Consider the following 16,789-nt stretch of genomic DNA (forward strand, 5'->3'; position numbering starts at 1 on the left):
CAGCACCTGGCCCGCGCCACCGAGGCGCAGTTCGAAGGGCACGGACACCGCAGAGAAATCGTCGCCTTGGGCCAGGCAGCTGACCCGATGCTGATATGCCCAGACAGGACACTAGTTTTCTGCGGTTGTCCAGACATACTCCCGACCTGCCTCCGTCGCCACGTCCACCAGCCTGCTGTTGTCGAGTGATATTTCCGGCAGGCGTTTTTGGGTGTGCACGAGCGGCGCTTTCACCTGCGGCGTGGCGTAAAAGGGGTTCGGGTTGCTGCCACGCGCGCTTTTCACAGCGAAGTCCCCCGCTTGTGGAAGCGGGGCATGGCTGCGCAGGCGCAGGTTGCCGCCCAACCGCGACAGTACCTTCAGGTAACTGACCTGCCCCTTGTCCCAGCGCATGTCGAGCACAAAGCCACCGCGCATCACCAGGCCCCGGACCTCGCCCTCCGGCCAGGCCTGCGGCAGCGCCGGCAACAGGTGTACGGCGCCGTCGTGGCTCTGCGCCAGCATCTCGGCGATGCCGGCAGTGAAGCCGAAGTTGCCGTCTATCTGGAAGGGCGGATGGGCGTCGAACATATTGGGGTAGGTGCCGCCGTCTCCAGCAACTGCATTGTCTTTCCGCGCCGGCGAGATCTGAGCGCGGATCAGCTTGAGCGCGCGGTCGCCGTCGAGCAGGCGCGCCCAGAGATTGATTTTCCAGTTCATCGACCAGCCGGTGGAGGGGTCGCCGCGCTGTTCCATGGTCACCCGCGCGGCATTGAAGAGTTCCGGTGTGCGCAGCGGGGAAATCTGGTTGCCTGGATAGAGGCCATACAAATGGGAGATATGGCGGTGGTGGTCCAGGGGATTGTCCCAATCCTCCATCCACTCCTGTAACTGGTGGTACTGGCCTATCTGCATCGGCGGCAGCTGCGCGATGATGGCCTGCCAGCGCTTGACGGCGGCCTTGTCCTCACCGAGGAGTTTGGCCGCCTCGACACTGTGGGTGAACAGGTCGAAGAGCAGCTGGTTGTCCAGAGTCACCCCTTTGGCAATTTTCTGCCCCGTGGCCCAGGGGGCGTTTTCCGGGGACATGGAGGGCGAGACGACCAGCCAGCCGCTGCGCGCATCGCGCACGAGGAAATCCTCGAAGAACTCGCAGGCGGATCTGAAAATCGGGTAGACACTGCGCAGGAAATCCTCGTCGCCGCTGTACAGGTACTTCTGCCACAGGTGCTGCACCAGCCAGGCATTGCTGGTGGGCCAGGGCCCCCAGTCCCAGTCCACCGCGCCACTGATGCGCCAGATATCGGTATTGTGGTGCGCAACCCAGCCGCGCGCACCGTACATCAGGCGGGCACTGTCGCGGCCGGTTTGCGACAGGTCGCGGACCAGTTGCACCAGCGGTTCGTTGAGTTCGCTGAGATTGGTGACCTCGGAGGGCCAGTAGTTCATCTCGGCGTTGATATTCAGGGTGTACTTGCTGTCCCAGGGCGGTTCGGAATGGGGATTCCAGATGCCCTGCAGGTTGGCGGGCTGGGTGCCGGGCTGGGAAGACGAAATCAGCAGGTAGCGGCCAAACTGGAAATAGAGGGCCACCAGTGCCGGGTCATGGCGCTTCGCGAATTCGCGAATGCGCTTGTCGGTCGGCTCCAGGGCCGGGCGATTGGGGTCCAGGTCATTGCCGCCCAGGTCCAGGCTGACGCGGTCGAAGTACTGCCGGTAAAAATCGCTGTGCGCTTCCAGGCGCTCCGCATAGGCATCCGCCCCCGCGCCAAACCGGTTTTCCGCACTCTGCATGGCCTGTTCGGCGCGCGCCAGTGCATCGGCACTGAGGTCCCGGTAATTGACAAAATTCGTCGCCATGGACACCAGGATCAGGGCCTCGCTGGCGCCGGAGACTTGCAGCCGATCGCCCTTTGCCCGAACCCGGCCATCCACCTGGACGATCTTGGCGAGATCCGCCAGTTTGACCTGCCCCTCGATGCCTTCATGGTCGCGCGAGCGCCCCTCCATCAGGACACTGCGATCAGCGGCATTGGCGGTCACCGCCATGCCATCCGGGTGCTCCAAAGTCAGGGAAAAGTTCAGGGCCCCCGCGCGGCTGGCCTTCAGGCGCACTGCCACCACCTGGTCGACGAAGGAACTGAACACCTCGCGCTCGTATTGAACCTCGCCCACCCTGTAGCGGGTGCGCGCAACGGCATTCTCCAGGTCCAGTTCCCGGTGGTAGTCCTGGAAATTTTCCTGCCCGGGGAAGTCGATTCGCAACACACCGGCCGACTGGTAGGGCATGCCCTGGGCCCCCTGGCTGGTGATGCTCTTCGCCCCCAGGGCCGAGGCGCCGGCGTAGTCGCCGGCATCGATCAGGCGGCGGATCTCGGGCAGGGCCTCGAGCGCAGCGGGGTTGAGGTTGTTGTGGGGGCCACCGGCCCAGAAGGTGTCTTCGTTGAGCTGGATGGTTTCGGTACCGACGCCGCCGTAGACCATGGCCCCGAGCCGCCCGTTCCCCAGGGGCAGCGCCTCTTCCCAGCGGGTGGCCGGTTTTTCGTACCAGAGTTTGAGCGCTCCCGGGTCCGCCGCCACACCAGTTGCGAAGGTGGCCGACAGCAGGGCGACGACGCCCCAAAAATTACGAGTCAAAAACTGCATCGGGAATCCCCATTTATTTTTTATTGGGAGCAACTACTCCCGTAGGATGGGCACGCTGCGCCTTGCCCATCCTACATATTCGAACCGACTAGCTCATTGAATCAGTTCGGCGAGTTGAAGACCTACCGTTCCAGGAAGTCCATCAGCCAGGTCATGGCCGGGCGGTGTGAACCGTCACTGCGGATAAGGCCGCTGTCGGGCACCCAGGTTCCGCCCACCACATAGCCCCACAGGGTAATTCCGGCAACGGATGGATGGCTGAAAAACATCGGGAACTGCTCCTGCATGATCTGCAACTGCCGCTGGTCATCAGCTTCATTGACGTCATACTCAGAGATGTAGATAGGCAGACCCAGGGCGGCCACCGCGTCGAGTTTGCTCTTAAGGTCACTCAGGGACCAGTCCTCCAGACCGTGCGCCTGCAAGCCGATGGCGTCCACCACGCCGGCTTCGACCGCCGGTCTGGCCATATCGATGAACTCCTGGGTATTCCAGCTCAGCACGTTGTAATCGTTCAGAATCAGAGTGGCATTCGGGCAATACTGTCTGGCGAGTTCGAACGAGCGGATGATCCAGTCATTGCCGAAGGCGCTTTGCGCATAGCCCGCCGGTGCGTGACCGGGGGTGGCTTCATTGACTACGTCGATCATCTGGGTGTCCGGATAACGCGCACAGTAGTCGCGAATCCATTCTTCGATTTCCGCGGCCTGCTCCGAGGGGCTGAGATTATCGATCCAGCCCGGAGCCTGGTTTCCCCATACGAACGTATGCTGCTTGAATGGAATACCGTTCTCCCGGGCGAAGTTGTATGCCGCATCCAGGCCACTCCAGTTGTACTGGTCGCGAACGCCTTCCACACTGCCCCACTTGCCTTCGTTCTCGGGCGTGATCTGGTCCCAGAACTGCATAAAGTCGGACCGGACCTGGCCGCCCGTAGTGATGTTGCCCACGAAGAAAGCGGGGGAGTCGCCGCTGGAGGCCGCGGGGGCGAAGCGCAGCCAGTCGACATTGCCCACGCCGGCCACCTCGTTGAAGCGGATGTAGACGTCGTGCGCGCCTTCGATTGCCGGCCACTCGGCTTCGGCGGTGTCGAATTCGCCCCAGCCTCCGCTGGTCGGCAGCGGCACAATGAGCGTATCGCCGTTTTCAAGGCTGTCGAGGCGCACGGAGATGCTGCCCTCCGCGCCGCTGCCCTTGGCGTAGTTGATTGAGAAGCTGTCCCATTCCGGCTGGAATTCCACGCCCTGGAACAGGATCCAGTCGTCCGCGTCGGTGTGGGAGACGATGTCCCCGGAGGCGAGCACGCCCTGGCCCTGGTCGTAGAGTTCCGCTTCCAGCTTCACGCCGGAGGCGTCGCCGCTCCAGCCCGCGGGCACATATTCGGGGACCAGCGCGTCGCAACCGCTTTCTCCGGCGATATAACAGCGCAGCCATTTCAGTGCCGGCCGCTCGGTGCCATCGCTGTTCAGCAGCCAGGCTTCCGTGCGCCAGGTGTGGCCCTGGCGATAGCCCCAGTGGGTGACGCCCACCACCGCCGGGTGTTGCCAGAAGACGCTGAATAATTCGCGCATTTTGTTGGCCTGGCGCGCGTCGTCGACAAAGTTGATGTCCAGTTCCGATACATAGATGGGCAGGCCGGTGGCGGCCAGCCGGTCCAGGTTGTCCTGTACTTCCTGCGCCTGGGCCTGCTCCAGGAAATGCGACTGCAGGCCGATGCCGTCGATCAGCCCCCGCGCCCGCAGCAGTTCGATGATTTCCAGGTAATCCTCGGTGAATTCCCGGAGCTGCAGAATGTTGTAATCGTTGAGGATCAGGGTGGAATCGGGGAAATGTGCGCGCGCCATCTCGAAAGCGGTGATTACCCAGTCCCAGCCGGTGTCGCCGTCGCCACCGAGGGCTTCCTTGTAGGAGGGCGGGGCGTGCAGGGGTTCGTTGACGACGTCGATCATATCGATCTCGTCGTAGCGGTTTTTCAATGCCGCCATCCACTCCTCGATTTCCGCGAGCTGTTCCTCTGCGGGAAGGTCATCCATCCAGGCCGGCTGCTGCTGGCCCCATATCAGGGTGTGGTGTTTGTAGCGCAGGCCGTTGTCCGTTGCGAACTGGTAGGCGGTGTCCAGGGCCGTCCAGTTCATCTGGTCGCGGGTGGACTCGACGCTGCCCCACTTGCCGGCGTTACCGGGGGTGAGCTGGTCGAAGTAGACGGTGAGCTGGTTGTAGTCGTCGGCCTGTTCCACCGCGGTGCCGAAGAACTTCTCCCGCTTCGGCTGCACCGTCACGGTCACCGAGTCCGCCGGGCTTGTGGCCCCGCCGTCATCGGTGACCTGGAGCTCGAACACCAATTGCGCCGACGCTTCCACCGCCGGTGCGGTGAAGCCGGCCTCGGCGCCGTCCGTGGACAGGGATACCGGGGAGCCGGAGACCTGGCTCCAGCTGTAGCTGGCAATGCTGCCGTCGGCATCGCTGCCGGAGCCCACCAGGGTGACGGCGTTCCCCGCAGTTACCGTCAGGTCGGCGCCGGCGTCGGCCACCGGCGGCGTGTTGGTGTCGGGCGCCGGGTCGTCCGGGCTCCCTGTTCCCTTGTCGCTGCCGCCGCCGCTGCAGCCTGCTGCGGCCAGCGCGGTGGCGAGGAAAATCACTCGAAACAGGTCAAATTTCATGGTCGAACCTTCTCGTTTGTCTTGCGTGCGGAATTTTGTTGTTAAGGCTGTAGTATGGAAATCGCCGGGTGGGCGGCAGCCGCGGGTAAAAGAGCGTAACCAATTTTCTCTTGGTCACAGCGGCACTCCCATCAACGCTGATATTTATTCCATAAAAAAGTTGCAGTGCCCTTTATTACAAAGGGCACTGCGCTATCGGGAGTAGAGTTTAATTGGCGGTTAATAGGCCAAGTTTATACGGCAGCTGGTTGTAATCCTCAACAGTGATGTCGGGATCATGACCCTGATACAAATACTGCATATTGCATGCGTCGATTTCCATTTTCTGGTCATAGCCGGCCCGGATCATTTCACCGTGGCTGATATCGTTGGTCCACCGGCCGCCGGGGAAGGAAACATTGTTTGAGCCCGCAAAGGGATCGGACTCCGAAGTCTTATAAGGTGTCCAGGGTCCTTCCAGGCTGGTCGAGGTCCAGGCTCTAAAGAAGCGGGGGCCCGATTGCCAGCCTTCCACCATCAGGAGGTATTTGTTAAGTCCCTGCAGCTTATACACATTGGAGGCTTCGAACAGCACGTTCTGCGCACCGGACATGACTGTTGTGTAACCACTGAAGTTCGGGAAATTGTCAATGGTGGTTTTGCTCATGTACAACGCGCCATCGTCCCGCGAGAAGAACAGGTAACAATTCGCATCATCACAAATCACCCAGAAATCCAGGGAGGCATCGGGCTCTCCAGCTAACAGGTTTTGCGGCGAGGTCCAGCCATTCGGATTAGTGATGTCCGTGTTGGTCGAGTATTTGCCGGGCCATTGCGAAATGAGGTACCACTTGTCCTGGGGCGCGAAGTAGAACACTTGCGGAGCGACGGTGTTCCTTCCACCGGGTGCAAAATTAAGTTGATCCGCAGCGTCTGCCTGGTTGAAATCCGTAAAGTTCATGTAAATGGATCTATAGGCGGTGTCATAAACCGTCGAGAATACATGATACTGACCATTGTAATTAATGATCGTCGGGTCCTTCACCGATGCCCTGCCGTTCTTCGGTGTGATTAACGGCTGGCTGGAGGTCCAGTTCAAGGAACCGGGCAGATCGCATGCCTGGTTCACTTCCTCCGCCGCGCCCGCGAAGCGCAGCCAGTCGATATTGCCCACGCCGGCCACCTCGTTGAAGCGGATGTAGACGTCGTGCGTGCCTTCGATTGCCGGCCACTCGGCTTCGGCAGTGTCGAACTCGCCCCAGCCTCCGCTGGTCGGCAGCGGCACAATGAGCGTATCGCCATTTTCAAGGCTGTCGAGGCGCACGGAGATGCTGCCGGCCGCGCCGCTGCCCTTGGCGTAGTTGATCGAGAAGCTGTCCCATTCCGACTGGAATTCCACGCCCTGGAACAGGATCCAGTCGCCCATGTCGGTGTGGGAGACGATGTCCCCGGAGGCGAGCACGCCCTGGCCCCGGTCGTAGAGTTCCGCTTCCAGCTTCACCCCGGAGGCGTCGCCGCTCCAGCCGGCGGGCACATATTCGGGGACCAGCGCGTCGCAACCGCTTTCTCCGGCGATGCTCTCTCCGGCGATATAGCAGCGCAGCCATTTCAGTGCCGGCCGCTCGGTGCCATCGCTGTTCAGCAGCCAGGCTTCCGTGCGCCAGGTGTGGCCCTGGCGATAGCCCCAGTGGGTGACGCCCACCACCGCCGGGTGTTGCCAGAAGACGCTGAATAATTCGCGCATTTTGTTGGCCTGGCGCGCGTCGTCGACAAAGTTGATGTCCAGTTCCGATACATAGATGGGCAGGCCGGTGGCGGCCAGCCGGTCCAGGTTGTCCTGTACTTCCTGCGCCGACGTCTGCTCCAGGAAATGCGACTGCAGGCCTATGCCATCGATCAGTTCCCGCGCCTGCAGCAGTTCGATGATTTCCAGGTAATCCTCGGTGAATTCCCGGAGCTGCAGAATGTTGTAATCGTTGAGGATCAGGGTGGAATCCGGGAAGTGCTCGCGCGCCATCTCGAAAGCGGTGATCACCCAGTCCCAGCCGGTGTCGCCGTCGCCACCGAGGGCTTCCTTGTAGGAGGGCGGGGCGTGCAGGGGTTCGTTGACGACGTCGATCATATCGATCTCGTCGTAGCGGTTTTTCAATGCCGCCATCCACTCCTCGATTTCCGCGAGCTGTTCCTCTGCGGGAAGGTCATCCATCCAGGCCGGCTGCTGCTGGCCCCATATCAGGGTGTGGTGCTTGTAGCGCAGGCCGTTGTCCGCTGCGAACTGGTAGGCGGTGTCCAGGGCCGTCCAGTTCATCTGGTCGCGGGTGGACTCGACGCTGCCCCACTTGCCGGCGTTGCCGGGGGTGAGCTGGTCGAAGTAGACGGTGAGCTGGTTGTAGTCGTCGGCCTGTTCCACCGCGGTGCCGAAGAATTTCTCCTGTTTCGGCAGCACCGTCACGGTCACCGAGTCCGCCTCGCTGGTGGCCCCGTCGTCGTCGGTGACCAGAAGCTCGAATACCAGTTGCGCCGATTCTCCCACCGCCGGTGCGGTGAAGCCCGCCTCGGCGCCGTCCGCGGACAGGGATACCGAGGCGCCTGAGACCTGGCTCCAGCTGTAGCTGGCAATGCTGCCGTCGGCATCGCTGCCGGAGCCCACCAGGGTGACGGCGTTCCCCGCAGTTACCGTCAGGTCGGCGCCGGCGTCGGCCACCGGCGGTGCGTTGTTGTCAGGCGTCGATTCGTCCGGGCCCTCGCTCCCCTTGCCGCCGCTGCAGCCGGCGGTGGCCAGCGCGGCGGCGAGGAAAACCACTCGAAATAGGTCAAATTTCATGGTCGAACTCTTCCCGTTTGTCCTGCGTGCGGGACTTTGTTGTTAAGGCTGTAGTAGCTTTGTGTCCGGTTTGGCGACCCGCCAGGGATGGCGGGGCCGGGGCCTAATCGAACGCCCCTTTGCCCTCGCCAGTGATGGCAACTGGAAGGTTGTTGCCGGCACAGTTCGCCTGGCAGATTTTTGCTCCTGCAAAATCTGCATTTCCGCTGGGCGGCATTCCGCCATCCATGGCGGTCACAGCAGGCTCCTACAGAGTTGTATTCGTAGGATGGGCAAAACACAGTGTGCCCATCCTACAAATTCGAGTCCCGGGTCCCGACATCATTGCAACAGTTTGGCCAGGGTCGGTTCCATGGCCTCGGCCCAGATCTCGTATCCTTTCCCGTTCGGGTGCAGGTAGTCCGGCATGATGTCCGCACTCAGGCGGCCGTCCCCGGAGAGGAACTCGTCGCCGATATCCAGGAAGAAAATATTTTTCCCGTCCGCGTATCCGGAAATGATCCTGTTGATCTCGCTGTTGATGTTCCGCATCAGCGTGCCGGGCTCCGCATCCCGGGGGAAGACGCCCAGCAGCAGGATTTTGGTCTCCGGCAGGCGGCTGCGCAGTTCGTCCAGCACCGTGCGGATGCCGGCGGCGGTAAGCTGCGGGTCCTCGTGGCGGTGGCCGGTGTTGTTGGTGCCGATCATCAGCACTGCGGCCTTGGGGTTAATGCCGTCCACTTCGCCGTGATGCAAACGCCAGAGCAGGTTTTCGGTCCTGTCGCCACTGAAACCGAGGTTGACCGCATTGCGTTCGCCGTAGAATTTCTCCCATACGGCCTTGCCCTCCTTTTCCCAGCCCTGGGTGATGGAGTCGCCAATCATCAGCAGGTCCACATTGCCCTGCTCGATGCGCGCCAGTTTTTCCTCGTGGCGGGGCAGCCACCAGTCCCGCGACCAGTAGTGATCGAGTGTCGCCGGGGTGACGGAGAGCTTGCTGTAGTCGGGGCAGGCCTGATTCGCCTCGCCTTTGCGGTCCAGGCGGATATTGGCCACGGCCGCCTGGCCGGCGCCGGCGACGCGCAGTTCGAAGGGCACGGATACCGCAGAGAAATCGTCGCCTTGGGCCAGGCAGCTGAGCGCGACGCTGATATGCCGCCATCCCTTACCGGCCGTGGCCCGGCCGTGGCTGGAGAGATCCAGCTTCCGCTCGCACTCGTTGCCACATCTCAGTACCAGTTCCAGGTCACCCTTGTCGAGATCGTCCACCTTGAGGTCGAAGGACAGCACGCCCTCAGGCACATAGCCGGACAGGTCCAGTGGGCCGCCGTGCTGCAAGCTGAGGTCGGCGCTCCAGGTGTCCTTCCAGGTGAGGGTGAGGGCATCTTCCTGCACGTCCTTGTCGCTGGTCACCAGGGTGACGTGGCCGCTGGGCAGCCTGGCAAAGGCGCCGCTCAGCATCTGGTTCTGGCCGAACTCGTTGATCTGCACTCCCCAGGGCTGCAGCGGGCGACCGACATACAGGGCGATGCTGTCGCTTTCGCCACTGGTGAGGCCGGGGACATTTTCCGCGAGGCCTGAAGGCCCTTGCTCCGCGCCCGCGTAGTCGAGGCCGTAGCCGTAGGCGAACAGCGGATCGTAGTCCGGGTGGTGGGGGTTGAGACGCGCCTGCAACGGCAGTTTCGGCCAGGAAAACGACAGCTTGCCCTTGAAGTCGAAATTCGGCTCTCCGCTGTCTTTTGCAATAATCACGTCGGCGACGCCGGCCCCTTCGGTACCGGGCAGCCAGGCGGCGACGAAGGCTTCGGAGGCGTTCAGCTCCGGGTTGACCCACAGCGGGCGGCCGGAGAGGAATACAGAAACCACCGGAATGCCTTTGGATTTAAGGGATTTCAGCAGCGCCAGGCTCTGCTTTTTGCCCGCCTCGAATTCCAGCGTATTGAGGTCGCCCTGGCCCTCGGCATAGGGACGCTCGCCGAAAACGACTATCGCCACATCCGGCTTCTGCTCGAAGCTGCCATCCGCGGACAGCAGGGCGCTGCCGCCGGCCTTTTCCACCGCGGACTTGATGCCTGCATAAATCGAAGTGGCACCGGGGAATTTCTCGTTGGGAATGCCCGCGCCTTGCCAGCTGACGCTCCAGCCGCCGGACTGCATGGCGATGCTGTCGGCGCCGTCGCCGGCCACCAGGATTTTCTGTTTCGGGTTCAGCGGCAAAATATTGTTGCGGTTTTTCAGCAGCACCAGGCTCTCGCGCACGGCGCGGCGGGCGAGCGCCCGATGCTCCGGGGAACCGACGATATCCTCGCGGCCGGCCAGTGCCCGCTCGGAAGGCCTTTTGTCGAACAGGCCGGCGCGCAGTTTGACGCGCAGAATGCGCCTTACCGCGTCGTCCAGCCGTTCTTCGGAAATTTCCCCGGCGCGCACCTGGGCCAGGGTATTTTCGATCATTTTTTTCCAGTCGTAGGTGACCATCAGCAGGTCGATGCCGGCATTGATCGCCTGGGCGCAGCTGTCGTTGGTGCAGCAGGGCACCTGGCCGTGGCCGTTCCAGTCGCCCACCACCAGGCCGTCGAAGCCCATGCGCTCTTTCAGCACGTCGGTGAGCAGGTAGGAGTTACCGTGGTGCTTTTCGCCGTTCCAGGAGGAGAAGCTGGCCATCACCGTCTGCACCCCGGCCTCGATGGCGGCGGGGTAGCCCGGGTTGTGGATATCCACCAGCTCGCGCTCGTCGATGCGCGCGTCACCCTGGTCGTCGCCGCCGTAGGTTCCGCCATCGGCGAGGAAGTGCTTGGCGGTGGCGATGACCCGGTCCTCATTGAGGAAACTGTTTGCACCGGCAGTGCCCTGCAGCCCCTGTACCATGGCCGCCGCATACTGGCGCACCACCTCGGGCTTTTCCGAATAGCTCTCGTAGGTGCGTCCCCAAAAATCGTTCTGGGCCACCGCCAGGGTGGGGGCAAAGACCCACTCCACGCCGGTGGTGCGCACTTCGCGCGCGGTGGCCTCGCCGATGGCACGCACCAGGCGCGGATTGCGCGCAGCACCCAGGCCGATATTGTGGGGGAAGAGGGTGGCGCCGATCAGGTTGCCGTTGCCGTGCACCGCGTCGGTTCCCCAGAAAATCGGGATGGCGGTACCGCCGTCGGCGGTATCCATGGACGCCTCCCAGAAAGCGTCCGCCAGCGCCACCCAGTCGTCCGGCCCGGCGCCATCCTTGCGGTTGGGCATGGAACCGCCACCGTTCAGGACCGAGCCGATATGGTATTTCCCGGCTTCTTCCGGCGTGATCGACTGGATTTCTGCCTGCATGATCTGCCCGACTTTTTCCTCAAGGGGCATTTTTGCCAGCAGCTTCTCCACCTGGATTTCGATTTTCTCGTCGCCAGCCGGGCTTGTGGCCTGCGGCCAAAGCTCCGGGCTTTTGTCCGCCTGCGCCAGCCCCCAGCTCGCCGGGAACAGTAGCGCCGCGCAGAGGAGACGGGCGGATAAGATTGATTTCTTCATAGGAACTTCCTTACAAAAACTTCCGCTTAATCGACCATCATTACAAAGCCGCCGTTGGCTTCCATGGAAACCTGCAACATCTCGCTGGATTTCAACTGCACCTGGCCCGCGGCGAAGGGGTGCTCGCTGTCGTCGTACAAGTGCAGGGCGCGCTTGCCGAGGCCATCCAGTTGACTGATATTCAATTGCAGTGTCTTTTCCTTTGCCTCGCCATTGATGCCGGCGATAAACCAGCGCTTGCCGCTGCGCCGGGCCAGCACTGCGTGTTCACCGGGAAAGCCGGCGAGCAGCCGGGTTTCGTCCCAGGCGGTGGGCAGCTGCTGCAGGTATTTGCGGTAGTCCGTCGGCAGTGCACGAATGGACTCCACACTGTCGGAGATATGCTGGATACCGGATTCGAATACCACCGCCAGTGCCGCTTCGTGGGCATTGGTGGTGTGGCGCCCGGCAGGTGGCTGGGAAAAGATCGACGGCGTGTAGTCCATGGAGCCGATCACGTTGCGTGCGAAGGGCAGAATGGTGTTGTAGCGGGGCGCATTTTCGTCGTAATCGGTATCGGCGGAGAAGGTGTAGAACTCGGCACCGCGCACCGCCTCCATGCTCATCAGGTGGGGCCAGGTACGCTGCCAGCCGCGGGGGATGGTGCTGCCGTGGAAGTTGGCCAGTAGCTGGAAGTCCGCGGCGTCCTCAAGGATTTCCTGGTATAGGCGCACTATGTCCTGCTTGTCACTCTGGAAGAAATCCACCTTGATGCCGGCCACGCCCAGCTTCTGCAGCTTGGCAAACTCGGCGCGGCGTATGCTGCGTTCGTCCATGCGGTTGCGCGGCAGTTCGCCGATAAAGTTGTGGCGGCCGCCGGAGTTGTACCAGAAGATCAGGCGGACCTTCTTTTGCTTGCCATAGGCCACCAGTTGCTCCATGGCATCGTCGGCGATGGTGTTCCAGTTGGTGTCGATGAGCGAGTACTCCCAGCCCATCTCCGCGGCCAGGTCGATAAACTTCTTCAGGGTCTGCATGTTCCGGGGGCTCTCGTGGTCCGTCAGCCAGCTCCAGGAGGAGACGCCGGGTTCTATCCAGCTGGTGTCCTCGACACGGCTCGCCGGCGACAGGTGGAAGACCAGGTTGCTCTCGACAATTTCCGCGAGGTTTTCACCGGCGATCACAAAGCGCCAGGGCATTTGCCAGGGCAGGGTGGAGGCGGCGATGTTGCTGCCGAATCCCAGCGCGGATTCCTTTGAGGGCGGTGCTATGCGGTAGATGCCGTCTTCGGCCTTCGGCTGCAGGTGGGAGCCGTGGAAGTGCTCGTCCAGGCCCGCTTCGTGGATCACCAGCCAGGCGTCGCCCTTCTGTACCAGCGAGGGGAATCCCCAGCCCACGCCCTCGTCCTCGAGCACCGCTGTGCCGCTTGTAACCTGCTGCCAGGGGGTTTCGTAGGAAGGGTGGTAGATGGTGTTGAAGTCGTAGGGCTGGCCCCAAAAGCTCGAACCCTCTCCCACGTTGAACGCGGTTTTCTCTTCTACCATCCGGTAGTAGGAATCGCTCTTTTCGGGCAACACGTAGCGAAAGGCGAGCCCGTCGTCGTAGGCGCGCAGTTCCAGGGTCATGGCCAGCTTGGTTTCAGTGTCGGTGAATTCCAGTGCCAGTTCCCGGTATTCGGCGTGGTTTTCCCGGCGCTTGCCGGTTACCAGCGTGTAGTTGTCCTCTCCGCGGCGCTCTCTCTGCCGGTGGAATTTCACCGTGTGCGAGAAATCACTGACTATCGGATCGAGTGGTATGTCCCGGAAGTTGTAGCTGTGAATTACCGGGCCCAGGGGCGACCAACCGAGCAGTTCGGTAGTGTCCTTTCCGCTGTGCAGCAGCATGCGGTATTCGAGCGCTTCGGCTTTGTTCTGCCGGACCTGTATCTCCCGGCTGCTGTCGGGGGATTGCAGGGACCAGTCGGCGGCAAGTGCCGGTGTGCACAGCGCCAGGAACAGAGTTGTCGAGAGAGATCTTTTCATGATTTTTCCACTAGTTGTTAGGTCCAAATACTGTCGGTGCTGAATGGCACTAAGTTATGAGCTTTGCGTAGGATGGGCAAAGCGCAGCGTGCCCATCACTGCCGCGGAAGATGGGCACGTCGCTGCGCTCCTTTACCCATCCTACAGGGGGGCTTCGATTAACTTAGTGCCATTCCTATCGGGGCTCAGGTGGGTTTTTTCAGTACCAGTTTTTCTCCGTTGTATTCCACTGCCTCCGCCGGCTCGGCGTCAAAGTCCGCCGCGCTCTGGCCTTCGGTGATCCAGCGGACTTTGATCTGCCGCTTTTCCGCCATGCCCTTGAAGCTGCCGATGCGCTCGCCGATGGTCAGGGTGCCAGTGGCGCCGTCGTAGCTGAGAGGGATGCGGGACCACTGGCCGTTTTCATAGCCGTAGCTCTTGCCGTCGTCCTCGTAGATCTCGAAGCTGCCGTCCGCACCGGTGTACACGTTGAGGGTGAGCGGTGCATTCAGGCTTTCGCCGGTGTGCTGGATCGCGGGGCCGGTGGGGATGATGGAGCCGGCTTTCACGAACAGCGGCATACGCGCATAGGGGGCCTCGGCGTCGATGCTCTGGCCACCGCGGTATTTTTTGCCGCTGTAGAAGTCATACCAGTCGCTGCTCGCGGGCAGGTAGACATCGCGGCTGCGCGCGCCGAATTCATATACCGGGTTCACCAGCAGTGCCGGGCCGAACAGGTACTGGGTGTTGATATCGCGCACCTTGGGGTCGTCGCCGAAGTCCATCGGCAGGCCGCGCATCATGGTGCCGTCCTTGTGGTGAGCATCGCCGGCCAGGGTGTAGATGTAGGGCATCAGGCGATAGCGCAGTTGGGTGTACCAGACCAGGCTTTCGTAGGTTTCGCTGCCCTCGTCGGCGAGGTTGTAGATCTCCCGGTAGGGGTTCTGCCCGTGGGAGCGGAACAGCGGGGTGAAGGCGCCGAACTGGAACCAGCGGAGGTTGAGTTCCTGCCACTCCTGCTGTTCGCTCTCCGCCATTTCGCTGTAGTGGCCGACGGTGACGCTGCCGTTTTGGCGGAAGCGGTCTTCGGGGGTGAAGCCGCCGATATCGAAGGTCCAGTAGGGCATGCCCGCCATGCCCACACCGACGCCCGCGGCGATCTGCTCCTTCAGGTTGGACCAGCGGGAGACCACGTCGCCGCTCCAGATCGCCGAGCCGGTGCGCTGGATGCCGCCGAAGCCGGAACGGGTGAGAATAAAGCTGCGCTTGTGGCCGTCGGTTTCGCGTTCGCCCTGGTACACGCTCTCCGCGTGGGGCAGCGCGTAGGCGTTGAAGACCTCGGCACCGGTGCCCCGGGCGTTGGGGGTGATCAGGTCCTTGCGGTGTTCGAAGTTGAGGTTGGAGTGGATATCCGGCTCCACCGCATCCAGCCACCAGGCGTCGAAACCGAGAGTGTTGAGTTTGTCCCGGATCTGGCCCCAGTAGATTTCCCGGCACTCGGGGTTGTAGGCATCGTAGAAGCTGTTCAGGTAACCGGAACCGATCCAGTCGAGGTTTTCTTTCTCGATGTTCTTGTTGAACATGCAGCCCTTGGCATTGAGCGCCTTGTAGTGCTCAGTGGTGGGATAGAACTTGGGCCATACGGAAATCATGATATTGGCGTTCAGCTCGTGTACCCGGTCGACCATGGCCTTGGGTTCAGGGAAGTGCGCCTTGTCGAAATCGTGGCTGCCCCAGGCGTCCTCCGGCCAGTAGGACCAGTCGAGTACGATATTGTCGATGGGGATTTTGCGCTCGCGGTATTCCTCCAGCGCTCCCAGCAGTTCATCCTGGGACTTGTAGCGCTCGCGGCTCTGCCAGAAACCGAAGGCCCATTTGGGCAGCATGGTGGCCTTGCCGGTCAGTTCGCGATAGCCGGAGATCACGTCGTCCTTGCTGTCGCCGGCGACAAAGTAGTAATCCACCGCCTTGCCGGTATCGGAGGCGAATGACAGCCGCTGCTTTTCCGCCGCCGGCAGGGGGGCGTGCTGCAGCAGGCGGAAGTAGCCGCCCCCGGGGGTCCAGTCCAGGCTCAATGGATATTTTGTGTTTGCCTGCAGGTCCACTTCGGCATTGTGGTACCAGGGGTTCCAGTTCATCCGCCAGCGGTCCAGCAGCAGCTCGCCGTCCAGAGACAGCTTGGCGTAGCCGCTGGAATACATCTTGAACTCATGCTCGCCGCTGGTTTTCGGCGAGATGCTGCCCTCCCACTCTATGCGCAAGTTTTTCGCCTCTGCCACTTCTTCCGGCAGCGGTACTTCACGCACGCTGGCGTGAGACAGGAACTGGTAATCGAGGTCCGCTACCACCTGTTCCATTTTCAGCTCGTCGCCGTCGTAGTAGCGCGCGGTGAGGCCGCCCTTGTTGCCCTCGGCATCGTAGAGTTCGAAGGCGGCGGACAGCGGCTGCGGCGGCTTCGGATCGCCCAGGCGGGAGATACCGTTGTTGTTCCACAGCAGGCCGTAGTTGCGGCTGGAAACCAGGTAGGGAATGGTGATTTCCAGGTTGTAAGTGGTCAGCTCGATATTTTTGCCGGCGTAGTTCACGTGGCCGTCCTGCTGCTGGCCCAGGCCGTAGAAGGCTTCATCGGGCAGCGGTTGGAACTGCTGGCGGAACGAATAGGAATCCGCATCCACCGCACCGGGATCACCCTGCACCGGGGCTAGGCTGCGCTCCGCCTCGGCGAGCAGCACTTCGCCCTGTGCGTCTTTGAACTGTACCGCGCCATTCGCCAGGGAGACCTCCGCGGAAATTTCTTCCGTCTTGATCACCAGGCGGTCGTCGCGCTGCGCTACGGAGAATGCCGTTTTCTGCGGCTCGGCGATCACCATCAGGTTATCGGGCAGATTGGCGAAACTCGTCTGCGGGGTAGCGGTTACGCGAATGATGTCATCATCGATCACCTGCAGGCGCACCCGCTTGAATTCTCCGTCCGCCAGCTCGACTACCGCGCCGTTGGCGGTCTTCTGCCAGTTTTTAGCCGCAGCTTCGGCGGTGGTTTCCTTCGGCGCGCCGTCGCAGGCGTAGAGCCAGGGGAAGAGGGCGAGTGCCATCAGTGGGCGTGCATAGGTTTTATATTCTTTCATGGTCCTGTTCGTACTTCACTTGTTATCAAACTCTGTCGTTCTGTAGGAGCCTGCTTGTGACCGCCAAGGATGGCGGAGTGCCGCCCAGCGGAAATGCAGATTTTGCAGGAG

Annotated in this window: 7 protein-coding genes; all 7 read right to left on the reverse strand. The window is 61.9% G+C overall.

Annotated elements, in window-relative coordinates; genetic code table 11:
- Positions 1 to 111: 111 nt before the first annotated feature.
- The 7 genes from PP263_RS19570 to PP263_RS19600 all read right to left on the reverse strand — a co-directional run bounded on the left by PP263_RS19570 (position 112) and on the right by PP263_RS19600 (position 16,678).
- A complete protein-coding gene (locus PP263_RS19570) occupies positions 112 to 2,625 on the reverse strand; it encodes a glycoside hydrolase family 95 protein (RefSeq protein WP_308365681.1) in 2,514 nt (837 codons plus the stop codon).
- Positions 2,626 to 2,747: 122 nt separating this feature from the next.
- Positions 2,748 to 5,285 (reverse strand): endo-1,4-beta-xylanase, encoded by a 2,538-nt coding sequence (locus tag PP263_RS19575; RefSeq protein ID WP_308365682.1) that lies wholly within the window; start codon positions 5,283 to 5,285, stop codon positions 2,748 to 2,750.
- Between the two features lie 208 nt (positions 5,286 to 5,493).
- A complete protein-coding gene (locus PP263_RS19580; RefSeq protein WP_308365683.1) occupies positions 5,494 to 8,088 on the reverse strand; it encodes a non-reducing end alpha-L-arabinofuranosidase family hydrolase in 2,595 nt (864 codons plus the stop codon).
- Between the two features lie 103 nt (positions 8,089 to 8,191).
- On the reverse strand, positions 8,192 to 8,326 hold the full coding sequence (locus PP263_RS19585; protein ID WP_308365684.1) for a hypothetical protein: 135 nt from the start codon (positions 8,324 to 8,326) through the stop codon (positions 8,192 to 8,194).
- Positions 8,327 to 8,409: 83 nt separating this feature from the next.
- Positions 8,410 to 11,574 carry a glycoside hydrolase family 3 N-terminal domain-containing protein gene (locus PP263_RS19590; RefSeq protein WP_308365686.1) on the reverse strand — a complete coding sequence of 1,055 codons (3,165 nt, stop codon included), beginning with the start codon at positions 11,572 to 11,574 and terminating at the stop codon, positions 8,410 to 8,412.
- Between the two features lie 26 nt (positions 11,575 to 11,600).
- On the reverse strand, positions 11,601 to 13,574 hold the full coding sequence (locus PP263_RS19595; RefSeq protein WP_308365687.1) for a glycoside hydrolase family 97 catalytic domain-containing protein: 1,974 nt from the start codon (positions 13,572 to 13,574) through the stop codon (positions 11,601 to 11,603).
- Positions 13,575 to 13,759: 185 nt separating this feature from the next.
- Positions 13,760 to 16,678, reverse strand: a complete 2,919-nt coding sequence (locus PP263_RS19600) for a TIM-barrel domain-containing protein (RefSeq protein WP_308365689.1) — start codon at positions 16,676 to 16,678, stop codon at positions 13,760 to 13,762.
- Positions 16,679 to 16,789: the final 111 nt, after the last annotated feature.

The organism is Microbulbifer sp. TB1203 (genome assembly GCF_030997045.1).
Taxonomy (GTDB): domain Bacteria; phylum Pseudomonadota; class Gammaproteobacteria; order Pseudomonadales; family Cellvibrionaceae; genus Microbulbifer.

Bases quoted from the DNA above. Each gene is read 5' to 3' on its own strand.
- PP263_RS19570 (WP_308365681.1), bottom strand. From the start codon at position 2,625: ATGCAGTTTTTGACTCGTAATTTTTGGGGCGTCGTCGCCCTGCTGTCG.
- PP263_RS19575 (WP_308365682.1), bottom strand. From the start codon at position 5,285: ATGAAATTTGACCTGTTTCGAGTGATTTTCCTCGCCACCGCGCTGGCC.
- PP263_RS19580 (WP_308365683.1), bottom strand. From the start codon at position 8,088: ATGAAATTTGACCTATTTCGAGTGGTTTTCCTCGCCGCCGCGCTGGCC.
- PP263_RS19590 (WP_308365686.1), bottom strand. From the start codon at position 11,574: ATGAAGAAATCAATCTTATCCGCCCGTCTCCTCTGCGCGGCGCTACTG.
- PP263_RS19595 (WP_308365687.1), bottom strand. From the start codon at position 13,574: ATGAAAAGATCTCTCTCGACAACTCTGTTCCTGGCGCTGTGCACACCG.
- PP263_RS19600 (WP_308365689.1), bottom strand. From the start codon at position 16,678: ATGAAAGAATATAAAACCTATGCACGCCCACTGATGGCACTCGCCCTC.